Here is a 20,089-nt window from a genome sequence, read left to right as displayed (position 1 = left end):
GCCCCCTCGCGCGGAGGCCCCGCCTGCTCACACACCAGGAGACTGACGAGATGGCCGACCGGGTCACGGTGATCGGCTGGGACGGCTCGCCACTAACCAGGGCGGCCACGGCCGCGCTCTCGGCCGCCACGCTCGTCGCCGGTGCCGCACACCACCTCGAGCTCCCGGAAGTGCCCGAGCGCGCCGAGCGCGTCCGCCTCGGCAGCGTCGACCTGGCCGCCCGCAGGATCGCCGGCCACCGCGGGAGCGCCGTCGTCCTCGCGGACGGCGACCCCGGCTTCTTCGGCGTCGTACGCACCCTGCACAAGCCCGAACACGGTCTCGAGGTCGAGGTCGTACCCGCCGTGTCGTCCGTCGCCACCGCCTTCGCGCGCGCCGGGATGCCGTGGGACGACGCGCAGATCGTCGTCGCCCAGCCGCGCACCCTGCGCCGCGCCGTCAACGCCATCCGCGCCCACCACAAGGTGGCCGTACTCACGTCCCCCGGAGCGGGCCCCGCCGAGCTCGCCCTGCTGCTCGAAGGCGTCCACCGCACCTTCGTGATCTGCGAGGAGCTCGGCACCGTACGCGAGCGGGTCACCGTCCTCACCTCCGACAAGACGGCCGACCACACCTGGCGCGACCCCAATGTCGTCATCGTCCTCGGCGGAGGCCCCGAGACCACCGCCAACGGTGCCTGGATCGCGGGCCGCCGACCCGCCCACCCCGAGGGCGTCCGCGGCTGGGCCCTGCCCGCCGCGTCGTACGGCGGCGCGGGCGAGGGCGGCGAAGGGGAGTCACCCGGCCTGCGCGCCGCGCAGCTGGCCCGCCTGGGGCCCCGTACCGGTGACCTGGTCTGGGACATCGGCTGCGGCAGCGGCGCCCTCGCCGTGGAGGCGGCCCGTTTCGGTGCCGCGGTGCTCGCCGTGGACAGCGACCCCGAGGCCTGCGCGCGCACGACGGCCGCCGCCCGCACCTTCCAGGTGGGCGTCCAGGTCGTCAGGGGCACGGCGCCGCACGTTCTGGAACGCCTGCCCGAGCCCGATGTCGTGCGGATCGGCGGGGGAGGGGCCCGTGTGGTCACGGCGGTCGCCGACCGGCGGCCGGAACGCATCGTCACCCATGCCTCGAACCGTGACGAGGCGGAGACCTTGGGCGCGGCGCTCCTGGAGAACGGGTACAAGGCCGAGTGCGCGCTGCTCCAGTCCGTGGAACTGGACACCGCGGTCTGGGCGGAGCGCGAGCGCTCCGTCGTGTTCCTGCTCTCCGCGGTGCGTTCCGACCTCGCCCCCTGAACCCTTCGCGGGGGGCGCGAGGTAAGCTGACCGATTGTTGTACCGCGCCCGGCTGTTCGGCGGTTCGTTCGTCAATGTCCGGAAAAGTGGACCGTTTTGGTCCGCGATGTGGTACGGCACAACCGGGGGACGCGCAACGTGGCGCAGTCCACAGCGAGCCGGGGCAGAACTGTCTGCCGCGGCGGCGAACGGCCGCGAGAATGTACACCTCCGCGCGCGTTTCGTGCCGCGCGGGGAGCCCGCTCGTTCTTGTTGACGAGCACCGGCGTCCCGCGGTTCGGGCATCCCGGGCGAAGGGCGAAGGAGCACTGACGATGGGCGAGGGGTACGCATGACTGACACCGGCCAGATCCCGGGCGAGGGACTGCCGGAGAACGCAGGCATGGTGGAGCAGCCGGGCGTCCCCGCCCCGGACGCCTACACCTACCTCGGACCCTCCGAGCACACCGCCGAGGACGACGACCTCCTTCTGATGCCCGCGGCCCAGGGCGCGTGGAGCGATGCTCCAGCAGCGCCCACGGGCCTGCCCGAGCAGTCCCTCCCCGCGCATGCCCAGGTCGTGAACGGCACGCACGGGCGCGGGGTGACCGACGTCAACGGCGTACGGATCCCGGCCCACACGCCGGTGCAGGTCCCGGTGGCCGCCACGCCCGCCCGGCGCCCGCTCCACCGCGGCCCCGCGTCCACCGAGGCGCCCTCCTACGGAGGCTCGCCCACCGGCGGAGTGGTCCGCTCGCTCGCCGACAGGGGACCGGCCGGCCCGCAGAACCCGATGCCCGTGCGGCACCCGGCACCGCCGGCCCCCAATCCTGAGTACTTCGTCCCGGCGGAGGACGGGGCCCTGCTGCCGGGCCCGCAGCTGGGCGAGATCCCGCCCCAGGGCGCGCCCGCCTGGGGAGCACCCGAGCCGGCCGTCGCACCCGAGCCGGCTGTCGCGCCCGAGCCGGCTGTCGCGCCCGAGCCGTCCGTCGAGCCCGAGCCGGTGGCGGTGCCGGAGGCAGCCGTCGAGCCTGCCGCTCCCGTCGAGCCCACCGTGCCGGCCCAGCCTGCTGAGCCGATCGTGGCCGAGGCGTCCGCCCTCGCGGTCGAGCCCGTCGCACCGGCCGCTCCCGTCGAGGCCGCAGAAACGGTCGCTCCGGAGTCTGTGGCCGCCGTGATGCCGGAGGCTTCCGTCGAGCCGACGGCGGAAATCGTCGAGGAGTATCCCGCGGAGGTCCTGGCCGCCGTACCGGTCGAAGCTCCCGCCGCACTGCCCGTCGAGGCGCCCGTCGAGGCGGTAGCCCCGGTCGAGCCGGTGGGACAGCTCGACCCCGCGGACGGCCCGGTCCCGGAGACCCCGTTGCCCGCACCGGTGCCCACGGCCGAGCCGGTCGCGCCCGCCGCCGAGCCCGAGCAGGCCGTCGAGCCCGTGCCCGAGCCCGACGTGGCGGAGCCCGTGCCTTCCACGCCCGAGGTGCTGGAGGTGCCGGAACCGGTCGCCGTCCAGCAGCCCGAGGTCCAGCCCGAGCCCGAGTACGTCGTTGAGCCTGAGCCGGGTCCCGAAGCCGTCGCCGCACCGGTGGCCGAGCCGGTCGCGGTCCCGCAGGCAGAACCCCAGCTCCTTGCCCGGCCGGAGCCGGAGCCGATGGCCTCGGAGCCGGGTGCCGGACCCGAGGTCATCGATGCCCCCGCGGCCGAGTCGCCGGATGCCGTGATGCCGGAAGCCGTACCTGCGCAGGCCCAGCCCCTGGAAGCAGAGGCCCCGGCCGTGGAGGACCCGGCGGACGAGGTGCCCTCGCCGGGCGAGGACTCTCCCGCAGAGGCCCCGATCGGTGAAGCGGCGGAAGGGCCCGAGGCCGAGCCCGCCGAAGCCGAAGCCGCGACGGCGGCCGAGGTCGAAGCACCCCCGGCCCCCGCCGAAGCCGAAGCCGAAGCCGCGGCGCCTGTCGCCGAGGTCGAAGCACCACCGGCCCCGGCCGAAGCCGAAGCCGCGACGCCGGCCGAGGTCGAAGCACCCCCGGCCGAAGTCCAAGCACCCCCGCCCGCCCCCGGCTACGACGACGCCGAGCGTGAAGCCGTCCTGCGGGTGATGCGGGAGCGGCGCGACATCCGCAACGGCTTCCGCAGCGACCCCATCCCGCACGAGGTACTCCTCCGCGTCCTGGAAGCGGCGCACACCGCGCCGAGCGTCGGTCACTCGCAGCCCTGGGACTTCGTCGTCATCCGTTCCGCGGAGACGCGCCGCTCCATGCACGAACTCGCGCAGCGCCAACGCGAGGCGTACGCGAAGTCGCTGCCCAAGGCCCGGGCCAGGCAGTTCAAGGAAATGAAGATCGAGGCCATCCTCGACACACCGGTGAACATCGTCGTCACCGCCGATCCGACCCGCGGCGGCCGCCACACCCTCGGCCGGCACACCCAGCCGCAGATGGCCCCGTACTCCTCGGCGCTCGCCGTGGAGAACCTGTGGCTCGCCGCCCGCGCCGAGGGCCTCGGTGTCGGCTGGGTCAGCTTCTTCGACGAGCGGGAGATGGTCCGTGCGCTCGGCCTGCCCGAGCACCTCGAGGTCGTCGCCTACCTCTGCGTCGGATACGTCGACGAATTCCCCGAGGAGCCCGAACTGATGCAGGCGGGCTGGTCCAAGCGCCGCCCGCTGTCCTGGGTCGTCCACGAGGAGACGTACGGCCGGCGCGCCCTGCCGGGCGAGGAGCCGCACAACCTCCTCCAGGAGACCATCTCCGGTATCCGCCCGCTGGACGCCAAGGCGCTCGGAGAGGCGTGGGAACGCCAGAAGCGGATGACGAAGCCCGCCGGCGCGCTCGGCATGCTGGAGATCATCTCCGCCCAGTTGTCCGGGCTCTCCCGGCTGTGCCCCCCGCCCGTCCCGGAGCCCGCCGCCGTCGCGATCTTCGCCGGTGACCACGGGGTCCACGCCCAGGGCGTCACGGCGTGGCCGCAGGAGGTCACCGCCCAGATGGTCGCCAACTTCCTCGGTGGCGGCGCCGTCTGCAACGCCTTCGCCGCCCAGGTGGGCGCCGAGGTCTGCGTCGTCGACGTCGGTGTGGCGGCCGAACTCCCCGCGACGCCCGGTCTGCTGCCCAGGAAGGTGCGTCCGGGCACCGCCGACTTCACCACCGGCCCCGCCCTCACCCGCGAAGAGGTGTTCGCCGCGATCGAGGTGGGCATCGAGACCGCGCGCGACCTGGTGGCGGCAGGCAACAAGGGCCTGCTCACCGGCGAGATGGGCATCGCCAACACCACGGCGTCCGCCGCGTTGATCTGTGTCTACACCGGCATGGACCCCGCGGAGGTGACCGGACGCGGCACCGGGATCAACGACGAGATGCACGCCCGCAAGGTCGATGTGGTCCGCCGTGCCCTGGAGTTGCACCAGCCCGACCCGGCAGACCCGATCGGGGTGCTCGCCGCGGTCGGCGGCCTGGAGCACGCGGCCATGGCCGGCTTCCTGCTGGGCGGCGCCTCGCTCCGTACGCCGGTGATCCTGGACGGCGTGAGTGCCGGCGCGGCGGCGCTGGTCGCCCGGGCGATCGCCCCAGAGGCGCTCGCCGCGTGCATCGCCGGTCACCGCAGCGCGGAACCCGGTCACGTCGCCGCCCTCAACAAGCTGGGCCTGCGCCCGCTGGTCGACCTGGACCTCCGCCTCGGTGAGGGCACGGGCGCACTGCTCGCGCTCCCCATCGTGCAGAGCGCGGCCCGCGCGATGCACGACGTGGCGACGTTCGACTCCGCGGGTGTCACGGAGAAGTAGCCACCTCTGTGCCCGGACGCGCCGGCCGGCCCGTCCGGGCACCCCCGGCCTCGCACGCACGCTCTGCCGACAGGGCGTCCCCCGACGCCCTTCGGTCCCGCCCGGCGGTGACCGGGTGCGCCCCCAGGGCCCGGCGCACGGCCGCAGAACGGCCGAGGAGGCCCGCCACGGCGGGCGGTGAGCCCGCCCACACCGCCCCGGCCCCCGCCCGCACCACCCCGTATCGTGGTCCCACGCGTCACCGCCTCACTCCGCGCACGTCACCGCCGCTCCACCGCCGCAGCGGCCCGCAGCACACCGCACCCTGCACGAGGAGCCCGCACGACCATGGCCGAGTATGACGATCACCCTGCCTACCCCGTCGGACTGCGCCTGAACGGGCGCCGCGTCGTCGTCGTCGGCGGCGGCCAGGTCGCGCAGCGCCGGCTGCCCGCCCTCATCGCCGCCGGGGCCGACATCACTCTGGTCTCCCCGTCCGCGACGGCCTCCGTCGAGGCGATGGCCGACACCGGTGAGATCCGCTGGGAGCGCCGCAGGTACCAGGACGGCGACCTCACCGACACCTGGTACGCCCTCGTCGCGTCGTCCGACGCCGCCGCCAACGACGCCGCGTCCGCCGAGGCGGAGCGCACCCGTACCTGGTGTGTGCGCAGCGACGACGCGGAGGCCGCCACCGCCTGGACGCCGGCCACCGGTCGCAGCGAGGGCATCACGGTCGCCGTCCTCACCACCACCTCGCAGGGGCGGGACCCCCGGCACTCCGCCGCGGTCCGCGACGCCATCGTGGAGGGCCTGCGCGACGGCACCCTCGCCGCCCCGCACCACCGCACCCACACCCCCGGCGTCGCGCTGGTCGGCGGAGGCCCCGGCGACCCCGACCTGATCACGGTCAGGGGCCGTCGTCTCCTCGCCGAGGCCGACGTGGTCATCGCCGACCGGCTCGGCCCGCGCGACCTGCTCGACGAGCTCCCGCCGCACGTCGAGGTGATCGACGCCGCGAAGATCCCGTACGGCCGCTACATGGCACAGGAGGCGATCAACCAGGCGCTGATCGACCACGCCAAGGCAGGCAGATCCGTGGTCCGCCTCAAGGGCGGCGACCCCTTCGTCTTCGGCCGTGGCATGGAGGAGGCGCAGGCCCTGGCCGCCGAGGGCATCTCCTGCACGATCGTCCCCGGGATCTCCAGCTCGATCTCCGTGCCGGGAGCGGCCGGCATCCCCGTCACCCACCGAGGCGTCGCGCACGAGTTCACCGTGGTCAGTGGCCATGTGGCACCCGACGACCCGCGTTCCCTGGTCGACTGGAAGGCGCTCGCGCAGCTGCGCGGGACCCTGGTCCTGCTGATGGCCGTGGACAAGATCGGCGCCATCTCCCAGGCCCTCATCGCCCACGGAAAGTCCCCCGACACCCCGGTGGCCCTGGTCCAGGAGGGCACCACCGCGGCTCAGCGCCGGGTCGACGCGACCCTCGCCGACGTCGGCGAGCGGGTCGTCGCGGAAGAGGTGCGGCCCCCGGCCGTCATCGTCATCGGCGACGTCGTCGCCGTCGGCACGGAACCGGCCGCACCGCTCGAGGGCTGACCCGCCGATGCACCGTCGTACACCGTCCCCACCTGACAAGGCAGTAGCGCCCCGTGGCTGAACTCATCACCGTCGACGACCCGGACGACCCGCGCCTGGGCGACTACACCGGCCTGACCGACGTCGAGCTCCGGCGCCGACGGGAACCCGCCGAGGGGCTCTTCATCGCCGAGGGCGAGAAGGTCATCCGGCGTGCCGGGAACGCCGGGTACGAGATGCGCTCCATGCTGCTCTCCGCCAAGTGGACCGACGTCATGCGCGATGTGATCGAGGAGGCCACCGCACCGGTCTACGCGGTCACCCCCGCTCTCGCCGAGCGTGTCACCGGCTACCACGTGCACCGCGGGGCCCTGGCCTCCATGCAGCGCAAGCCCCTGCCCGACGTCGGCACGCTCCTGTCCCCGGAGCGGGGGAACGTGCGGCGGGTCGCCGTGTTCGAGGACATCGTCGACCACGCCAATCTCGGAGCGGCCTTCCGCAATGCGGCCGCACTCGGCGTCGACGCCGTCCTGCTCACCCCCCGCTGCGCCGACCCGCTCTACCGGCGGGCGGTCAAGGTCTCGATGGGGTCCGTCTTCCACGTGCCGTGGACCCGCCTGGCGTCCTGGCCCGAGGACATCGGCCTGCTGCGCGAAGCCGGCTTCACCACCGCGGCGCTCTGTCTCAGCGACAGGTCGATCACTCTGGACGAACTCGTCGCACGGCGGCACGAGAGGCTGGCGCTCGTCTTCGGCACGGAGGGCGACGGTCTCACCGCCGGGGCACTCGACGCGGCCGACGCCCACGTACGCATCCCGATGGACGCCGGAGTCGACTCGCTCAACGTCGCCGCGGCCTCCGCCGTCGCCTTCTACGCGACCCGGGCCGTGCCCGCCTGACCGAGGCCGCCGCCCTCAGCCCCGTCGGCCCGCGTCGGGTGGGCGCCGGCCCCGTCGTGCGTCCGTGACGGGGCGTCACCCAGCCCGCGTGCGGGGCCCTGGCAGCCCTGGGCGGCCGCGATCCCCAGCGCGACCAGCAGTGTCACCACGACGAAGACGACGAGCCGCTGGCGCAGCAGCCGCGGATTGGCCGGCCCGCGCTTCTTCCCGTTGCGTCCGGCCGACGTCGTCCGGACGCCGGGCCGTGACGCCTGCCTGCCGTTCGTGCCCTTCTGCCCGTGCGACTGCTGACCGGGGCGCGGACCGCCCTGCCCGGCCCGGGACTGGGAGCCGCCGGTGCGAGGGGGCGCAGAGCGGGGCGACGCCGGGCGGCGCCCGGTGGTACGCGACGCCGGGGCGGAACCTCCGGCCGCCCGCCGGGTCGACTGCTCGCTGTAGGGGGCCTCCATCCGGCCGGTCGGACGGTCCAGCTCCTGCTCGCCCCGCTGGGCGGGCGGCCGGCGCTCGTGCAGTCCCTGCGCCTCGCGGGCGGCGATCTCCTTGAGCCGCATCGAGAGCTGCAGCGTGCTCGGCCGCTCCTCCGGATCCTTCGCCAGACACGCCCGCACCAGGGGAGCGAGCGCGTCGTGCACATCGAGCAGGTGCGGTTCCTCGTGAACCACGCGGTAGAGCATCACTTCGGAACTGCCGTGCCCGAAGGGTGAGTCGGCCATCGCCGCGTAGGCCAGGGTGGCGCCCAGCGAGAACACGTCCGTCGCGGGCGTCACCGCCGCACCGCGCACCTGCTCAGGCGCGAGGAAGCCGGGGGAGCCGACGGCTGTACCGACGTGGGTGAGTGTGCTGGCCCCGGTCGCCCAGGCGATACCGAAGTCGATGATCCGGGGGCCCTTGGGGGAGAGGAGGATGTTGGACGGCTTCAGGTCCCGGTGGACGACACCTGCCTCGTGCACCGCCACGAGGCCCTCCGACAGCGCCGCCCCGATCGACGCGACCTCGGCGGCCGGCAGGGGCCCCTCCTCGATGACCTTGTCGTGCAGCGAAGGGCCCGGCACGTACTGCGTCGCGAACCACGGGCGGTCCGCCTCCAGGTCGGCCGCCACCAGCCGGGCCGTGCAGCCGCCACGGATCCGCCGGGCGGCGGACACCTCGCGGGCGAAGCGCGAGCGGAACTCCTGGTCCTCCGCCAGATCCGGCCGGATCACCTTGAGCGCCACCCGCTGGCCGCGGCGGTCGGAACCCAGATAGACGACGCCCATGCCACCCGCGCCGAGCCGCCTGTGCAGCCTGAACGAGCCGACGACACGCGGGTCCTCGCGCCGGAGCCGCATCATCGCCATCGTCTGCCCATTCCCGCTGCCGGTCCGCCTGACGAGGCACAGCTTACGTACCCGCGGCGCGGCGCGCTCAGAGGCCGCGCCCTCGTCGTCGGATCGATTGTCAGTGCCGGGTGGGAGAATTGAAGAGTGGTCAGGGGGCCGGGGATCCAGGCTCTGTGACCCGTGCGAGATCTCAACGGACCGTCGCAGAAGGGGGATTGGATCAATGAAGGGCGATCGTGTGGAAATAGTCGTGGACGCGGGTGACACGACGAGGACGTACGAGGTGGTGGCCTCCAGGGCAGGCCGAAGGGTGGAGACAGCGGTCCGCCGAGGTGTGGTGGAAGTGAGTGAAGTCACCCGAAGTGGATCAGTTGTCCGGACCGCCCGCTTCATGGCGACCAGGGTGCTCGCGCTGGTCGAACAGCCGGTCCCGCGTGAGGACGCCTCCGAGCGCCCGGGCGCGGGCGCCGTCGGCTCCTAGGCTCTCCTCCGGGCCGCATCCGGCGTAGGGCCCCTGGGAGCCACGCCGCACCCTAGGGGTCGGATGCGCCAACCAGCACCTCTTCTCCACCCAGAGGAGTACACCGGAGGCGGTCGGCTCATCCTCCGGGAGGCCCGGCAATCGGTACGCGGGCATGACGCCGGGCGGCTTCCGTCTCCCTAATGTTGAAGTCAAGCGGCGGGCGTGCAACTCGTCCCCCGAGGCCACACGCTCGCCGCTCCGGAACAGGTCAGGAGAGGAACCATGGCGGACACCGCCGCGCGGAGCATGATCCGCACGCAAGGACGCAGGGCGTACGCCTCGTTCGGCGCACGCCCGTCCGGCCGGCGGCACCCGCTGGTGGCGACGGCCATGGTTCTTCCTCTGGCGGCCCTGCTCGTAGTCGTCTTCGGCGGCTGGGACGCAGTGGTCACACAGGCGTCGTCCGTGGGCGTGATGATGGGGCGCTGAGCGGCGCCCCGGGTCCGGCAGAGCGGTCCGGACCGGGACATCCGGCCAACAGCCCCGTGGGGACGGGGGTGCGGCGGACGGCAGCGTTTGTCCGGCCAGCTGGGGAGCTGGCCGGACATCGCGCTTTCCGGGCCCTTTCCGGAGCCGCCGCATAGGATCGCCGCGCGGGCCGGCCGAGGACCGCCCGATCACCCCGCGGGAGCAGAGCCGATTACCACCACCCCCGTCGTACGCGCTCTCGGCGACCTCGCGCACGCCGGTGCGCACCCCGGCACGACGGCGTGTACATGCGCCCCGCCCCAGGTGCTCGCGGACCGGCCCGACGGCACGGTCGTCCGCAGCGGCCCGGTCGTCGCCAAGGCCCACGCCCCCGACTCGGAGGCCCACGCCCTGGCGGCCCGCCTGTCCCTGGCCGCCTCGCCGCGGCTCGCCGGGATCCTGCTCCCGCCCCTCCGCGCCCCGGCCGGGGCGCCCGGCAGCGCCGAGGGCCGCACCGTGAGTCTCTGGCCGTACGGCGTGCCCGTCGACCCCTCGGACCCCGACGCCGCTCCCTGGGAGGAAGCCGCGGAGCTCCTGGCCCGCCTGCACCGCACCCCGCCGCCCCACCCGCTGCCGCCGATGCGCGGACCGGCCAAGGCGGCTCGGGCCGTTGCGCGTATGTGCGCGGCGCGCCCCGGCGACGAGGCTGTGGGCCCCGTGCTGGCCGCATGGCGGGGGCTGCCCGCCTGGGCCCGCGCCGAGATGTCGGAGCCCGAGCACCGGGGCGGCTTCCTCTGCCACGGCGACCTGCACCTCGGCCAGCTCGTACGGCACCCCGCGAGCCACGGCCCCTGGCTCCTGATCGACGTCGACGACGCCGGCCTGGGTGATCCCGCCTGGGACCTGGCGCGGCCCGCCGCCTGGTACGCGGCCGGGCTGCTGCCGCCCACGATCTGGCTGCGCTTCCTCGAGACCTACAGGGCGGCGGGCGGCCCGGCCGTGTGCGCCGAGGGCGACCCGTGGCCGGGGCTGGACGTCCCGGCCCGGGCGATCACCGTGCAGACGGCGGCTCTCGCTCTGGCCAAGTCCGCGGCGGAGGAGCGCAGTCCGGATGAGGTGGAACAGTTGATGATCGATGCATGTGTCCGAATTGCCACCCTCCCACCCGAGTTGGTGTCCGGCCCCGCGTCGTAGGGTGAAGCGATCGCCGCCGGGCATGCATTCCGGCGACGACGTCACGACCTGAGGAGCCGACTCGATGATCCAGTGCCCCAAGTGTCATGCCCAGATGAACACGTACAACCGCAATGGTGTCCAGATCGAGCAGTGCAGCGGCTGCCGGGGGATATTCCTCGACTACGGCGAGCTGGAGTCCCTGACCCGCCTGGAGTCGCAGTGGGCGCAGCAGGCCCCGCCCGCGCCGCCCGCCCCGCAGGGCTACCCCGCGGCACCGGCCGCTCCGCAGGCCTACCCCGCCGCACCTGCCCCCGCCTGGGGAGCGCCGCACCAGGGCGGTCACTACGGCGGCCACCACCGTCAGAAGAGCTTCGGCCGGATGCTGTTCAGCTCCTGACCCGCCTTCACGTCGGGCAGTACCGCAGGGCGGGTCCGGGCCCGGTGCCCGGACCCGCATTGCATACGGTCGACGGAGTTCCGTTCATGATCTGGTAATGACCGGGACTGATGCCTAGAGTTCGGGTCCATGAACTTCCTCGACAGGTCCCGAACTGTCGCGCCCCCGGGGTGGAGCCGCTGGCTCGTGCCACCCGCCGCGCTCGCCGTGCACCTCTCCATCGGACAGGCCTACGCCTGGAGCGTGTTCAAGCCCCCGCTCGAATCCGCCCTCGACCTCTCGGGCACCGCAAGTGCTCTCCCCTTCCAGCTGGGCATCGTCATGCTCGGCCTCTCCGCCGCGTTCGGCGGCACCCTCGTCGAACGCAACGGTCCCCGCTGGGCGATGTTCGTCTCGCTCGTCTGCTTCTCCTCCGGTTTCCTGGTCGCCGCGCTCGGCGCCGCCACCGGTCAGTACTGGCTCGTCGTCCTCGGCTACGGATTCATCGGCGGCATCGGCCTCGGCATCGGCTACATCTCTCCGGTCTCCACCCTGATCAAGTGGTTCCCCGACCGCCCCGGGATGGCGACCGGCATCGCCATCATGGGATTCGGCGGCGGAGCCCTCATCGCCTCGCCCTGGTCCACCGGGATGCTGGAGAGCTTCGGGACGGACCGCTCCGGCATCGCCACGGCCTTCCTGGTCCACGGTGTCGTCTACGCCGCCTTCATGGCGCTCGGCGTCTTCCTCGTGCGCGTGCCGGCCGACGGCTGGCTCCCCGACGGCTGGGAGCCGAAGCAGGAGACCCGCAGGCTCGTCACCAACGCCCAGGTCTCCGCCCGCAACGCGCTGCGCACACCGCAGTTCTGGTGCCTGTGGGTCGTCCTCTGCATGAACGTCACGGCGGGCATCGGCATCCTGGAGAAGGCCGTTCCCATGATCCAGGACTTCTTCGCGGACACCTCCACCCCGGTCTCGGTCTCCGCGGCGGCGGGCTTCGTCGCCCTGCTCTCCCTGGCCAACATGGGAGGCCGCCTCCTGTGGTCCTCCACCTCGGACCTGATCGGCCGCAAGAACATGTACCGGGTCTACCTCGGCGTCGGCGCCCTCATGTACGTGGTCATCGCCCAGCTGGGCAACGACTCCAAGCCGCTCTTCATCTGCTGCGCGCTGGTGATCCTCTCCTTCTACGGCGGAGGCTTCGCGACCGCTCCCGCCTACCTGCGGGACCTCTTCGGCACCTACCAGGTGGGAGCCATCCACGGCCGCCTGCTCACCGCCTGGTCCACCGCGGGGGTGCTCGGCCCGCTGATCGTCAACCGTGTCGCGGACGCGGGGGAGAGCGCGGGGCACAGCGGCCCCAGTCTCTACACGACCTCCCTCACGATCATGATCGGGCTGCTGGTCATCGGCTTCGTCGCCAACGAGTGCATACGCCCGGTCCACGCACGCTTCCACGAGGCACCGGAAGGGAGCCCCCGTGTCCACCAGCAGTCGTAAGCCCCTCATGACGTTCGTATGGCTCTGGGTCGCCGTCCCGTTCGTGTACGGGCTGTACGAGCTCGTCCGCAAGGCCACCCAGCTCTTCACCGGCTGACCCCACCGGACATGACGAAAGCCCCGGTCGTCGAGACGACCGGGGCTTTCGGACGGTGCGCGATACTGGGATTGAACCAGTGACCTCTTCCGTGTCAGGGAAGCGCTCTCCCGCTGAGCTAATCGCGCAGGTGACCCTGCGTGTACTGCGTGCGCGATACTGGGATTGAACCAGTGACCTCTTCCGTGTCAGGGAAGCGCTCTCCCGCTGAGCTAATCGCGCGGGGATCCTTGCGGACCGGTGGACGATACTGGGATTGAACCAGTGACCCCTTCCGTGTCAGGGAAGTGCTCTCCCGCTGAGCTAATCGTCCTTGGAGGTGGAGACGGGATTTGAACCCGTGTAGACGGCTTTGCAGGCCGTTGCCTCGCCTCTCGGCCACTCCACCAGGGATGGGGGCTCGGGAAGAATCCCCCACCTTCTGCGAGCGGACGACCAGGTTCGAACTGGCGACCTCAACCTTGGCAAGGTTGCGCTCTACCAACTGAGCTACGTCCGCTTGTCTTTCCCGGCCCGCTCACGCGTCCCGGCGACGTGTTGAACTCTAGCGGATTCCCGGGCCAGTACAAAAACGCGTTTGCGCAGCGTGCTGCGCCGACGCCGCCCGCCGCAGGTCACCGCGCACCGTCCTAGACTCGTATCCGTGCGCCACCTCACCCCTCTCGCCCGCTTCGGTGGCCTCGTCGCCTCCGGCCTGCGGGATGTCACCAGCGACCCCGCGGCTCTCGAATCATCCGGCTTCTGGGCGGTATGCGCGGACTTCGAGGGCCGACTGGTCTGTGCCCGCTTCGCCGACGTGCGGTCCGGGGAAGTGCCCCTCCCCGTCCCCGGGGCCTGGCGCGGGCCCGCCCCGGAGGACTGGACGTCCTCACTCGACGAGGACGCCTACACGGCGGGCGTGCGAAGGATCCGGGAACACATCGCGGCCGGCGACGTCTACCAGGCCAACCTCTGCCGGGTCCTGTCCGCGCCCCTGCCCGGCCCGGACGCCGACGTGGACGCGCTCACCGCCCTGCTCGCCCGCGGTAACCCGGCGCCGTACGCGGGGACGATCCGGCTTCCCGGACACGGAGTGGAGATAGCCACCGCGTCCCCCGAGCTCTTCCTCGCACGCCATGACCGGACCGTCGAATCCGGTCCGATCAAGGGCACCGGGCGCACGGAGGACGACCTGCTGGAGAAGGATCACGCGGAGAACGTGATGATCGTGGACCTGGTCCGCAACGACCTCGGCCGTGTCTGCGTGCCCGGCAGTGTGAGTGTTCCCGATCTCTGCGTCCTGGAGAAGCACCCGGGACTCGTCCACCTCGTCTCCACCGTGCGCGGACGTCTCGCCGACGGTGCCGGATGGCCCGAGCTGCTCACCGCGGCCTTCCCGCCCGGATCCGTCACCGGCGCGCCCAAGCCGAGTGCGCTGCGGATCATCGACGCCCTGGAGACGGCACCCCGGGGACCGTACTGCGGAGCGGTGGGCTGGGTGGACGCCGACCGGGGCACCGCGGAGCTGGCCGTCGGCATACGGACCTTCTGGATCGACCGCACCGGGCCCGCACCCCTCCTCCGCTTCGGTACCGGAGCCGGTATCACCTGGGGCTCCGACCCGGCGCGCGAATGGGCGGAGACCGAACTCAAGGCATCCCGGCTGCTCGCTGTAGCGTCGGGCGCGTACGAGCAGACAGGAAGGACAGCGACATGAGGATCTGGGTCAACGACGGGCTGCGGGACGCGGACGACGCCCGGCTGTCCGTGCTCGACCACGGGCTGACCGTGGGCGACGGCGTCTTCGAGACGGTCCGGGTCACCGGGGGCCGTCCCTTCGCCCTCACCCGGCACCTCGGCCGGCTGACGCGCTCGGCGAGGGGCCTGGGCCTGGCCGACCCCGACCACGACGAGGTCCGACGCGCGGTCGAGGCCGTCATCGGGACCAACCCCGTGGAGCTCGGCCGCCTCCGGATCACGTACACCGGTGGACTCTCACCGCTCGGCTCCGACCGTGGCGACGCCGGGCCCAGCCTGGTCGTCGCCCTGGGGGAGGCCGCGCGCCGCCCCGACAGCACGGCCGTGGTCACCGTCCCCTGGACGCGTAACGAACGCGGCGCGGTGACGGGCCTCAAGACCACCTCCTACGCCGAGAACGTCGTCGCACTCGCGCGTGCCCATGAGCACGGAGCATCCGAGGCCCTCTTCCCCAACACGGTCGGACAGCTCTGCGAGGGCACCGGCTCCAACGTCTTCGTCGTCCTCGGCGGGCGGATCCACACGCCGCCCGTGGCGTCGGGCTGCCTGGCGGGGATCACACGTGCCCTCTGCGTGGAGTGGACCGGTGCGCAGGAGACCGATCTCCCGCTGGACGTGCTCGAGCGGGCCGACGAGATCTTTCTGACCTCCACACTCCGCGACATCCAGGCCGTCCACCGGGTCGACGGCAGGGAGCTGCCCGGCGCCCCGGGGCCCGTGACGGCGAAGGCGATGCGGGTCTTCGACGAGCGCGCGGCGGACGATCTCGATCCGTGAACCCGGGCCTTCGAAGGCCCCTGGCCGGGTCCCGGAATCCGTAAAGGGGGTGACGGTCCGCCGCCCAGCGGATAGAACACCCTGATGACCACGACCATCCGGCCGGCGGGGCCGGTCCAGCAAGGCGCCGACGGCGCGCGGGCACGCACGTACGACGTGTGCGACAACGGGCGGCCCGTGGGCGCCGTCGACATCTCCACCGATCCGGTGTTCGGTCCCTCGGCGGGCATCCTCCGGTCCCTCGGCATCGACGAGGCGCACCGCCGGCGCGGCCGCGGGACCATCGCAGCGCTCGCCGCCGAGGAGGTGCTGCGCGGCTGGGGCTGTACCCAGGTGCGCCTGGTGGCCACCGCCGACAACCAGGCCGCTCAGGCACTGGCGGCCGTGCTCGGTTACACCGAGCGCAGCCGGAACATGCTGAAGCCCCTGCGGCGGACCGCTCCCGCGCTGCCCGCCGGGGTCACCGGACGTCCCATGACGGAGCGGGAGTACGCCGAGTGGGCGGCCACCAGCGCCGGGACGTACGCGCGGGAATGGGTGGAACGCGGCGTGCCGGAGGAACAGGCCCGGCACAAGGCCGAGACCGACCACGCCACGAACCTGCCGGACGGTCTGGCCACCCCCGGCATGTACTTCCGCGTCCTCGTCCACGACGGCGCCGTCGTCGGCCACGTCTGGGTGGCCCGACGTGACATGCCGGACGGCGACGACCTGGGTTACGTGTTCGACGTCGAGGTACGCGAGGAGTACAGGGGGCGTGGATACGGCCGCGCGCTGATGCACCTCGCGGAGGACGTCACGCTCGACGCCGGCCTCGGCCTCCTCGGCCTGCACGTCTTCACCACCAACACGCCCGCCCTGCGGCTGTACGAGTCGCTCGGCTACGAGGTGACGCAGTACAACCTGGCCAAGGCGCTGTAGCCGTCGGACCGCCGTCCGGAAGACCTGCCCGTCAGCCCTGGCCGGCGAGCAGGCGGTCGGCGATCTCCTCGATGCGTGCGCGAAGCCCTTCCTGGCTCTTCCCGCCGTCCAGCCGCTCGTCGCCGATCACATACGTCGGAGTCCCGGTGACGCCGATCGCCCTGCCCTCGGCCTGGTCCGCGTCCACGATCAGCAGATGCCGCCCGTCGATCAGCGCGGTGTCGAACTCCTCGGCATCCAGGCCCAGTTCACCGGCCACTTCGAGGAGGAGGGGCTCACCCGCGCGGGCGAGGTCGGCGGTGCGGGCCAGTACGGCCTCGATGTACGGCCACCCCTTGCCCTGGTCGACCGCCTCCTCGGCGGCCTGAGCCGCGGCATACGCGTGCTTGTGCTTCTCCAGCGGGAAGTGGCGCAGCCGGACTTCCAGCCGGTCGCCGTACCGGGCGCGGAGGGCGTGGACGTCGGAGAGGGCCCGATGGCAGTCGGGGCACTCGAGCTCGCACCAGAGGTCGAGGACGACCGGCGCTGCGGAGGGGGAGTCGCTCATGGAATCAGTCTTTCAGGCCGGGCGGGCGCTTCCCAATCGGGACCTGGGGAGGAGTGCGGCCCTGAAATGTCCCTGAGGCGGTCCCTGACCGTGGCCACTCCGGCGGGAGCCGGTGCAGGATGGAAGGGACGAGACCCGACTGCTGGAGGCCCCGATGCTTGCCGAGACCATCTGTTCCGCGGTATCGGCGGCCGGTTTGGGCATCGCCGCCATCACCGCGTACCGAAAGCGGTTCCTCACGGCGGCCCGGATCGCCGCCTACTCGTTGGTACCCGTGGGCCTGGTGATGACCGGTGTCGTCGAGTGGGTGTCGGGCATCGTCTTCAAGCCGGGCGTCTGGATCGGCTTCGGGCTGCTGGCGGTGGCCTGGCTGCTCTTCATGACCACGCGTGCGGTCGAACGCCGCAGCGGCTCGACGCGCAAGGAGCGCAAGGCCGCGCGGGCCGCGGAGCGCGGCGCCGTCGCGCCGGCCGCGTCGTCGCCCTCGCTGACGTCCGGAGCCGGCGCGAGCGCGCCGCAGGCGAAGGACGGGGGGCGGAAGAAGCCCCAGCAGGCGGCCGCGCCCGGTGACGACTTCAGCGACATCGAGGCCATTCTCAAGAAGCACGGGATCTGACGACCCGCCCCGCGAAGGCCCGCCCTGCGTGGGCGGGGCGATCTCGCGGGTGTGAATCGATTCATGCGGGATCGGGGCCCTTGGGGGATCTGCGACTGTCCCACCCCTCGGTATATTGCGAGTCACGTTGCCCTGATCTTGACGGTGTCCGCGCATGCGGTTAGCGTCCCGACAGGATTGAAACAATTCAATGCGGGCCGGCGCGGTCCGGGCGACGGCGCGACGGGCCACGCGGTACGTCCGTCGGTGGATTCAGGGACCGGCGCCGAGGTGCGGCGCCGAACGCATCAGTGGGGCAGGACAAGTGGGGCGTGTGGCAGGGATCAAGGACGTGGCCCGGCAGGCCGGAGTCTCGGTGGGCACGGTCTCCAACGTGATCAACCGCCCCGAGGCGGTGCTTCCCGACACCAGGGCCCGTGTGCTGGCTGCGATCGAGGAACTCGGATACGTACGCAGCGAGTCGGCCAGGCAGCTCAGGGCGGGCCGCAGCCGCATCATGGCCCTGCTCGTGCTCGACATGGGCAACCCCTTCTTCGTCGACATCGCCCGTGGCGCGGAGCGCGCGGCACGGGCGGCCGGCCTCGGCGTGATGGTCTGCAACAGCGGCCAGAGCCAGGAGGAGGAGGCCGAATACCTCGGGCTCTTCGCCGAGCAGCGGGTCTGCGGCGTGCTGGTGACCCCCGCCGACGCCACCGGCGGCAATCTCGAGGCCTTCGCCCGCCACCGGATCCCCTATGTGCTGGTCGACAGGGTGGCGGCCTCCGGCGACAGCTGTGCCGTCTCCGTGGACGACGTGCGCGGCGGCATGCTCGCCGTCGGGCATCTCGTCTCGGCCGGGCACAGCTCCGTGGCCTACGTGAGCGGTCCCGGCGATCTGCACCAGATCAGGGACCGCCGGGAGGGTGCCCTCGCGGCGCTCGCCGAGGCGGGGCTCGGTCCCGAGGCACTCGTCGAGATCCCCTCCGACCGCCTGGACGTGGCGGCGGGCCGCGACGCCGGGGCCAGGCTGCTCGGTCTCGTACCCAGGCCGACCGCCGTGTTCTGCGCCAACGACCTGCTGGCGCTCGGGGTCCTGCAGTCGCTGTACGCCGCCGGGGTGCGGGTCCCGCAGGACGTCGCCATCGTCGGCTACGACGACATCGAATTCGCCGCGGCCGCCGCCGTGCCGCTCACCTCCGTCCGGCAGCCCGCCGTGGTGATGGGCAGGATGGCGGCGGAGCTTCTCCTGGAGGAGGCGGACGACGCGAACGGTGACCACCGGCACCGGAGCGTGGTGCTCCAGCCGGAACTCGTCGTCCGTGCGTCCAGCGCCGCCCCTCGCTGACCGAGAGGCGGCGCACGCGACGGCACCCTCCGGCCGGGACTGCCGTCGCTTCCGGGGCGCGTGAGGCGAACGCGCGCGGGGGCCTCGGACGGGGGAGCGAATCGCGTTCATCCCGGAGTGGGTGAACCAGCCCTGCCGAAGCGTCTGTTGATCGCCAACGCGGCTGCTCTGCGTCATGATCGCTACGAGATGGTGGACACCTCCCGGGGCGATGCCCCCGCACCCCCTGCCGAAGAGCCGCGTGGCTGCCTCTTCGCCCTTTCCCAGCCCCCGCTGATGATCTTCCTCACGGTCGTCGGCGGCCTGCTGCTGATGGCGGCCCTGCACGATCTCTTCTTCCTGTGAACGGCCGGTCCACCTGGACGCCCGTCGTGCCGGAGAGCCGGCCGCCCCCCGGCCGCCGGCCGTTCGACGGGCGTGAGGGCCGTCAGCGCGCCGCTTCCCGGCGCCGGGCCCGGTAGGCGGCGACGTGGAGCCGGTTGCCGCAGGTGCGGCTCGAGCAGTAGCGGCGGGAACGGTTGCGCGACAGGTCGACGAAGGCGTCCCGGCAGTCCGGGGCCTCGCAGCGCCGCAGCCGTTCCTGTTCGCCGGCCACGACGATGAAGGCCAGCGCCATGCCGCAGTCCGCCGCGAGGTGGTCCGCGACGGAGGCGTCCGGCGCGAAGTAGTGGACGTGCCAGTCGTAGCCGTCGTGGTTCGTGAGCTGCGGCGTGGTGCCGGCGGCGGCCACCAGGCCGTTGACCAGGTCCGCCGCGGTGCGGGCGTCGGGTGCCGCGAATATCTCGGCGAACCGGTCCCGGACGTCCTGCACGGCGCGCAGGTCCTTCTCGCCGAGGGTTCCGACACCGCTGATGTCATGGCGCTCCGCGAAGGCGTAGAGCGCCGGGAGCTCGGCGAGCCCGTCGCCCGCGTCGCTCTCCGGTGCGGTGTTCACCAGATCGACCACCGTTTCGAGGGCGATCCGGGTGTCGTGGGGGATCAGCACGCTTCGCTCCCTGGCCTCCGGCGGACGGGCGTCCGCCGATGGCGGCTGACTCTACTGTCTCGGCGAAGGCGCTCAGGGCCCGGTGCGGCCCGAGGGGGAGGGCTGGGCCCCTTTCCCGGTCCCGTACGCCGTCGGGGCCTGTGGTGGCCTCCTGGAGGCCTCGGGGGCGGCTCCGGCGATGATGGGGGGCGTCGGGTGCGGGTGGTGCCGGTGGTATGGAAGGCGGCGGGCACAGGTGGCGTTGGTGGTGCGGGCGGCAGGGACCGCGCAGCGGCGCCGCCGCCGCGGTGGGTTCCGCGGCG

General features: G+C 72.7%; 18 protein-coding genes and 5 tRNA genes. 15 read left to right on the top strand and 8 right to left on the bottom strand.

Translation table 11 applies throughout. The features are described from left to right. Positions 1-50 precede the first annotated feature (50 nt). From cbiE to ABZ441_RS06595, 4 genes are all read left to right on the top strand, one after another. Positions 51-1,274, top strand: coding sequence for a precorrin-6y C5,15-methyltransferase (decarboxylating) subunit CbiE (gene cbiE, locus ABZ441_RS06610; protein ID WP_358969086.1), 1,224 nt, complete (start codon positions 51-53; stop codon positions 1,272-1,274). A gap of 331 nt (positions 1,275-1,605) precedes the next feature. Then, positions 1,606-5,022, top strand: a complete 3,417-nt coding sequence (cobT, locus tag ABZ441_RS06605; RefSeq protein ID WP_358969084.1) for a nicotinate-nucleotide--dimethylbenzimidazole phosphoribosyltransferase — start codon at positions 1,606-1,608, stop codon at positions 5,020-5,022. A 327-nt stretch (positions 5,023-5,349) separates the two neighbouring features. Next, positions 5,350-6,603 (top strand): uroporphyrinogen-III C-methyltransferase, encoded by a 1,254-nt coding sequence (gene cobA / locus ABZ441_RS06600; RefSeq protein WP_358969082.1) that lies wholly within the window; start codon positions 5,350-5,352, stop codon positions 6,601-6,603. Positions 6,604-6,656: 53 nt separating this feature from the next. After that, positions 6,657-7,481: an RNA methyltransferase gene (locus tag ABZ441_RS06595; RefSeq protein ID WP_358969080.1), complete on the top strand. Its 825-nt coding sequence runs from the start codon at positions 6,657-6,659 to the stop codon at positions 7,479-7,481. Here the strand turns inward: ABZ441_RS06595 and ABZ441_RS06590 are convergent. Beyond that, positions 7,454-8,818 (bottom strand): serine/threonine-protein kinase, encoded by a 1,365-nt coding sequence (locus ABZ441_RS06590; protein ID WP_358969078.1) that lies wholly within the window; start codon positions 8,816-8,818, stop codon positions 7,454-7,456. The genes ABZ441_RS06595 and ABZ441_RS06590 overlap by 28 nt on opposite strands. Positions 8,819-9,023: 205 nt before the next feature. Here ABZ441_RS06590 and ABZ441_RS06585 point away from each other — a divergent pair, with 205 nt between their 5' ends. The 5 genes from ABZ441_RS06585 (at position 9,024) to ABZ441_RS06565 (ending at position 12,783) form a co-directional block, all read left to right on the top strand. Next, on the top strand, positions 9,024-9,281 hold the full coding sequence (locus ABZ441_RS06585; protein ID WP_358969076.1) for a hypothetical protein: 258 nt from the start codon (positions 9,024-9,026) through the stop codon (positions 9,279-9,281). A 264-nt stretch (positions 9,282-9,545) separates the two neighbouring features. Beyond that, the gene (locus tag ABZ441_RS06580; RefSeq protein WP_358969074.1) at positions 9,546-9,752 is read left to right on the top strand and encodes a hypothetical protein; all 207 of its coding nucleotides are present in this window, start codon (positions 9,546-9,548) and stop codon (positions 9,750-9,752) included. 210 nt (positions 9,753-9,962) lie between these two features. After that, positions 9,963-10,925, top strand: a complete 963-nt coding sequence (locus ABZ441_RS06575; RefSeq protein WP_358969236.1) for an aminoglycoside phosphotransferase family protein — start codon at positions 9,963-9,965, stop codon at positions 10,923-10,925. A gap of 64 nt (positions 10,926-10,989) precedes the next feature. Continuing rightward, on the top strand, positions 10,990-11,304 hold the full coding sequence (locus ABZ441_RS06570) for a zf-TFIIB domain-containing protein (RefSeq protein ID WP_358969072.1): 315 nt from the start codon (positions 10,990-10,992) through the stop codon (positions 11,302-11,304). A 129-nt stretch (positions 11,305-11,433) separates the two neighbouring features. Next, positions 11,434-12,783: an OFA family MFS transporter gene (locus tag ABZ441_RS06565; RefSeq protein WP_358969071.1), complete on the top strand. Its 1,350-nt coding sequence runs from the start codon at positions 11,434-11,436 to the stop codon at positions 12,781-12,783. Between the two features lie 153 nt (positions 12,784-12,936). Here ABZ441_RS06565 and ABZ441_RS06560 read toward each other — a convergent pair. The 5 genes from ABZ441_RS06560 to ABZ441_RS06540 form a co-directional block, all read right to left on the bottom strand. After that, positions 12,937-13,008: transfer RNA gene (locus ABZ441_RS06560), tRNA-Val, on the bottom strand. Positions 13,009-13,030: 22 nt separating this feature from the next. Beyond that, positions 13,031-13,102 (bottom strand) — tRNA-Val (locus ABZ441_RS06555). A 19-nt stretch (positions 13,103-13,121) separates the two neighbouring features. Then, positions 13,122-13,193, bottom strand: a tRNA-Val gene (locus ABZ441_RS06550). 1 nt (position 13,194) lies between these two features. Next, positions 13,195-13,268 (bottom strand) — tRNA-Cys (locus tag ABZ441_RS06545). Between the two features lie 38 nt (positions 13,269-13,306). Next, a tRNA-Gly gene (locus tag ABZ441_RS06540) sits at positions 13,307-13,379 on the bottom strand. A gap of 144 nt (positions 13,380-13,523) precedes the next feature. On the opposite strand from ABZ441_RS06540, the gene ABZ441_RS06535 reads away from it, so the two are divergent. From ABZ441_RS06535 to ABZ441_RS06525, 3 genes are all read left to right on the top strand, one after another. Further along, entirely contained in the window at positions 13,524-14,576 is a 1,053-nt protein-coding gene (locus tag ABZ441_RS06535; protein ID WP_358969069.1) for a chorismate-binding protein, read from the top strand. Next, positions 14,573-15,394 carry an aminodeoxychorismate lyase gene (locus ABZ441_RS06530; protein WP_358969067.1) on the top strand — a complete coding sequence of 274 codons (822 nt, stop codon included), beginning with the start codon at positions 14,573-14,575 and terminating at the stop codon, positions 15,392-15,394. The genes ABZ441_RS06535 and ABZ441_RS06530 overlap by 4 nt, the downstream gene beginning before the upstream one ends. An 84-nt stretch (positions 15,395-15,478) precedes the next feature. Next, the gene (locus ABZ441_RS06525; protein ID WP_358969065.1) at positions 15,479-16,315 is read left to right on the top strand and encodes a GNAT family N-acetyltransferase; all 837 of its coding nucleotides are present in this window, start codon (positions 15,479-15,481) and stop codon (positions 16,313-16,315) included. A 31-nt stretch (positions 16,316-16,346) separates the two neighbouring features. Here the strand turns inward: ABZ441_RS06525 and ABZ441_RS06520 are convergent, their stop codons facing one another. Then, positions 16,347-16,862, bottom strand: coding sequence for a DsbA family protein (locus ABZ441_RS06520; protein WP_358969063.1), 516 nt, complete (start codon positions 16,860-16,862; stop codon positions 16,347-16,349). A 154-nt stretch (positions 16,863-17,016) separates the two neighbouring features. Between ABZ441_RS06520 and ABZ441_RS06515 the strand changes: the two genes are divergently transcribed. The 3 genes from ABZ441_RS06515 to ABZ441_RS06505 all read left to right on the top strand — a co-directional run bounded on the left by ABZ441_RS06515 (position 17,017) and on the right by ABZ441_RS06505 (position 19,147). Next, complete coding sequence (locus ABZ441_RS06515) at positions 17,017-17,478, top strand: hypothetical protein (protein ID WP_358969234.1); 462 nt, start codon at positions 17,017-17,019, stop codon at positions 17,476-17,478. A 304-nt stretch (positions 17,479-17,782) separates the two neighbouring features. After that, positions 17,783-18,802 (top strand): LacI family DNA-binding transcriptional regulator, encoded by a 1,020-nt coding sequence (locus ABZ441_RS06510; RefSeq protein ID WP_358969061.1) that lies wholly within the window; start codon positions 17,783-17,785, stop codon positions 18,800-18,802. A 117-nt stretch (positions 18,803-18,919) separates the two neighbouring features. Then, positions 18,920-19,147 (top strand): hypothetical protein, encoded by a 228-nt coding sequence (locus tag ABZ441_RS06505; protein WP_358969244.1) that lies wholly within the window; start codon positions 18,920-18,922, stop codon positions 19,145-19,147. 82 nt (positions 19,148-19,229) lie between these two features. Here the strand turns inward: ABZ441_RS06505 and ABZ441_RS06500 are convergent, their stop codons facing one another. Next, positions 19,230-19,787, bottom strand: a complete 558-nt coding sequence (locus tag ABZ441_RS06500) for a CGNR zinc finger domain-containing protein (RefSeq protein ID WP_358969059.1) — start codon at positions 19,785-19,787, stop codon at positions 19,230-19,232. Positions 19,788-20,089: the final 302 nt, after the last annotated feature.

The organism is Streptomyces sp. NPDC005752 (genome assembly GCF_040630715.1).
GTDB lineage: Bacteria > Actinomycetota > Actinomycetes > Streptomycetales > Streptomycetaceae > Streptomyces.
Note: the sequence above shows the minus strand (reverse complement) of the source record. Positions and strands in the feature narration are given on the sequence as shown.

Excerpts from the sequence above, each read along its gene's own strand:
- ABZ441_RS06565 (WP_358969071.1), top strand. The coding sequence starts at position 11,434 with ATGAACTTCCTCGACAGGTCCCGAACTGTCGCGCCCCCGGGGTGGAGC.
- ABZ441_RS06525 (WP_358969065.1), top strand. The coding sequence starts at position 15,479 with ATGACCACGACCATCCGGCCGGCGGGGCCGGTCCAGCAAGGCGCCGAC.
- ABZ441_RS06520 (WP_358969063.1), bottom strand. The coding sequence starts at position 16,862 with ATGAGCGACTCCCCCTCCGCAGCGCCGGTCGTCCTCGACCTCTGGTGC.
- cobA (WP_358969082.1), top strand. The coding sequence starts at position 5,350 with ATGGCCGAGTATGACGATCACCCTGCCTACCCCGTCGGACTGCGCCTG.
- ABZ441_RS06585 (WP_358969076.1), top strand. The coding sequence starts at position 9,024 with ATGAAGGGCGATCGTGTGGAAATAGTCGTGGACGCGGGTGACACGACG.
- cobT (WP_358969084.1), top strand. The coding sequence starts at position 1,606 with ATGACTGACACCGGCCAGATCCCGGGCGAGGGACTGCCGGAGAACGCA.
- ABZ441_RS06590 (WP_358969078.1), bottom strand. The coding sequence starts at position 8,818 with ATGGCGATGATGCGGCTCCGGCGCGAGGACCCGCGTGTCGTCGGCTCG.
- ABZ441_RS06570 (WP_358969072.1), top strand. The coding sequence starts at position 10,990 with ATGATCCAGTGCCCCAAGTGTCATGCCCAGATGAACACGTACAACCGC.
- ABZ441_RS06530 (WP_358969067.1), top strand. The coding sequence starts at position 14,573 with ATGAGGATCTGGGTCAACGACGGGCTGCGGGACGCGGACGACGCCCGG.
- ABZ441_RS06515 (WP_358969234.1), top strand. The coding sequence starts at position 17,017 with ATGCTTGCCGAGACCATCTGTTCCGCGGTATCGGCGGCCGGTTTGGGC.
- cbiE (WP_358969086.1), top strand. The coding sequence starts at position 51 with ATGGCCGACCGGGTCACGGTGATCGGCTGGGACGGCTCGCCACTAACC.
- ABZ441_RS06580 (WP_358969074.1), top strand. The coding sequence starts at position 9,546 with ATGGCGGACACCGCCGCGCGGAGCATGATCCGCACGCAAGGACGCAGG.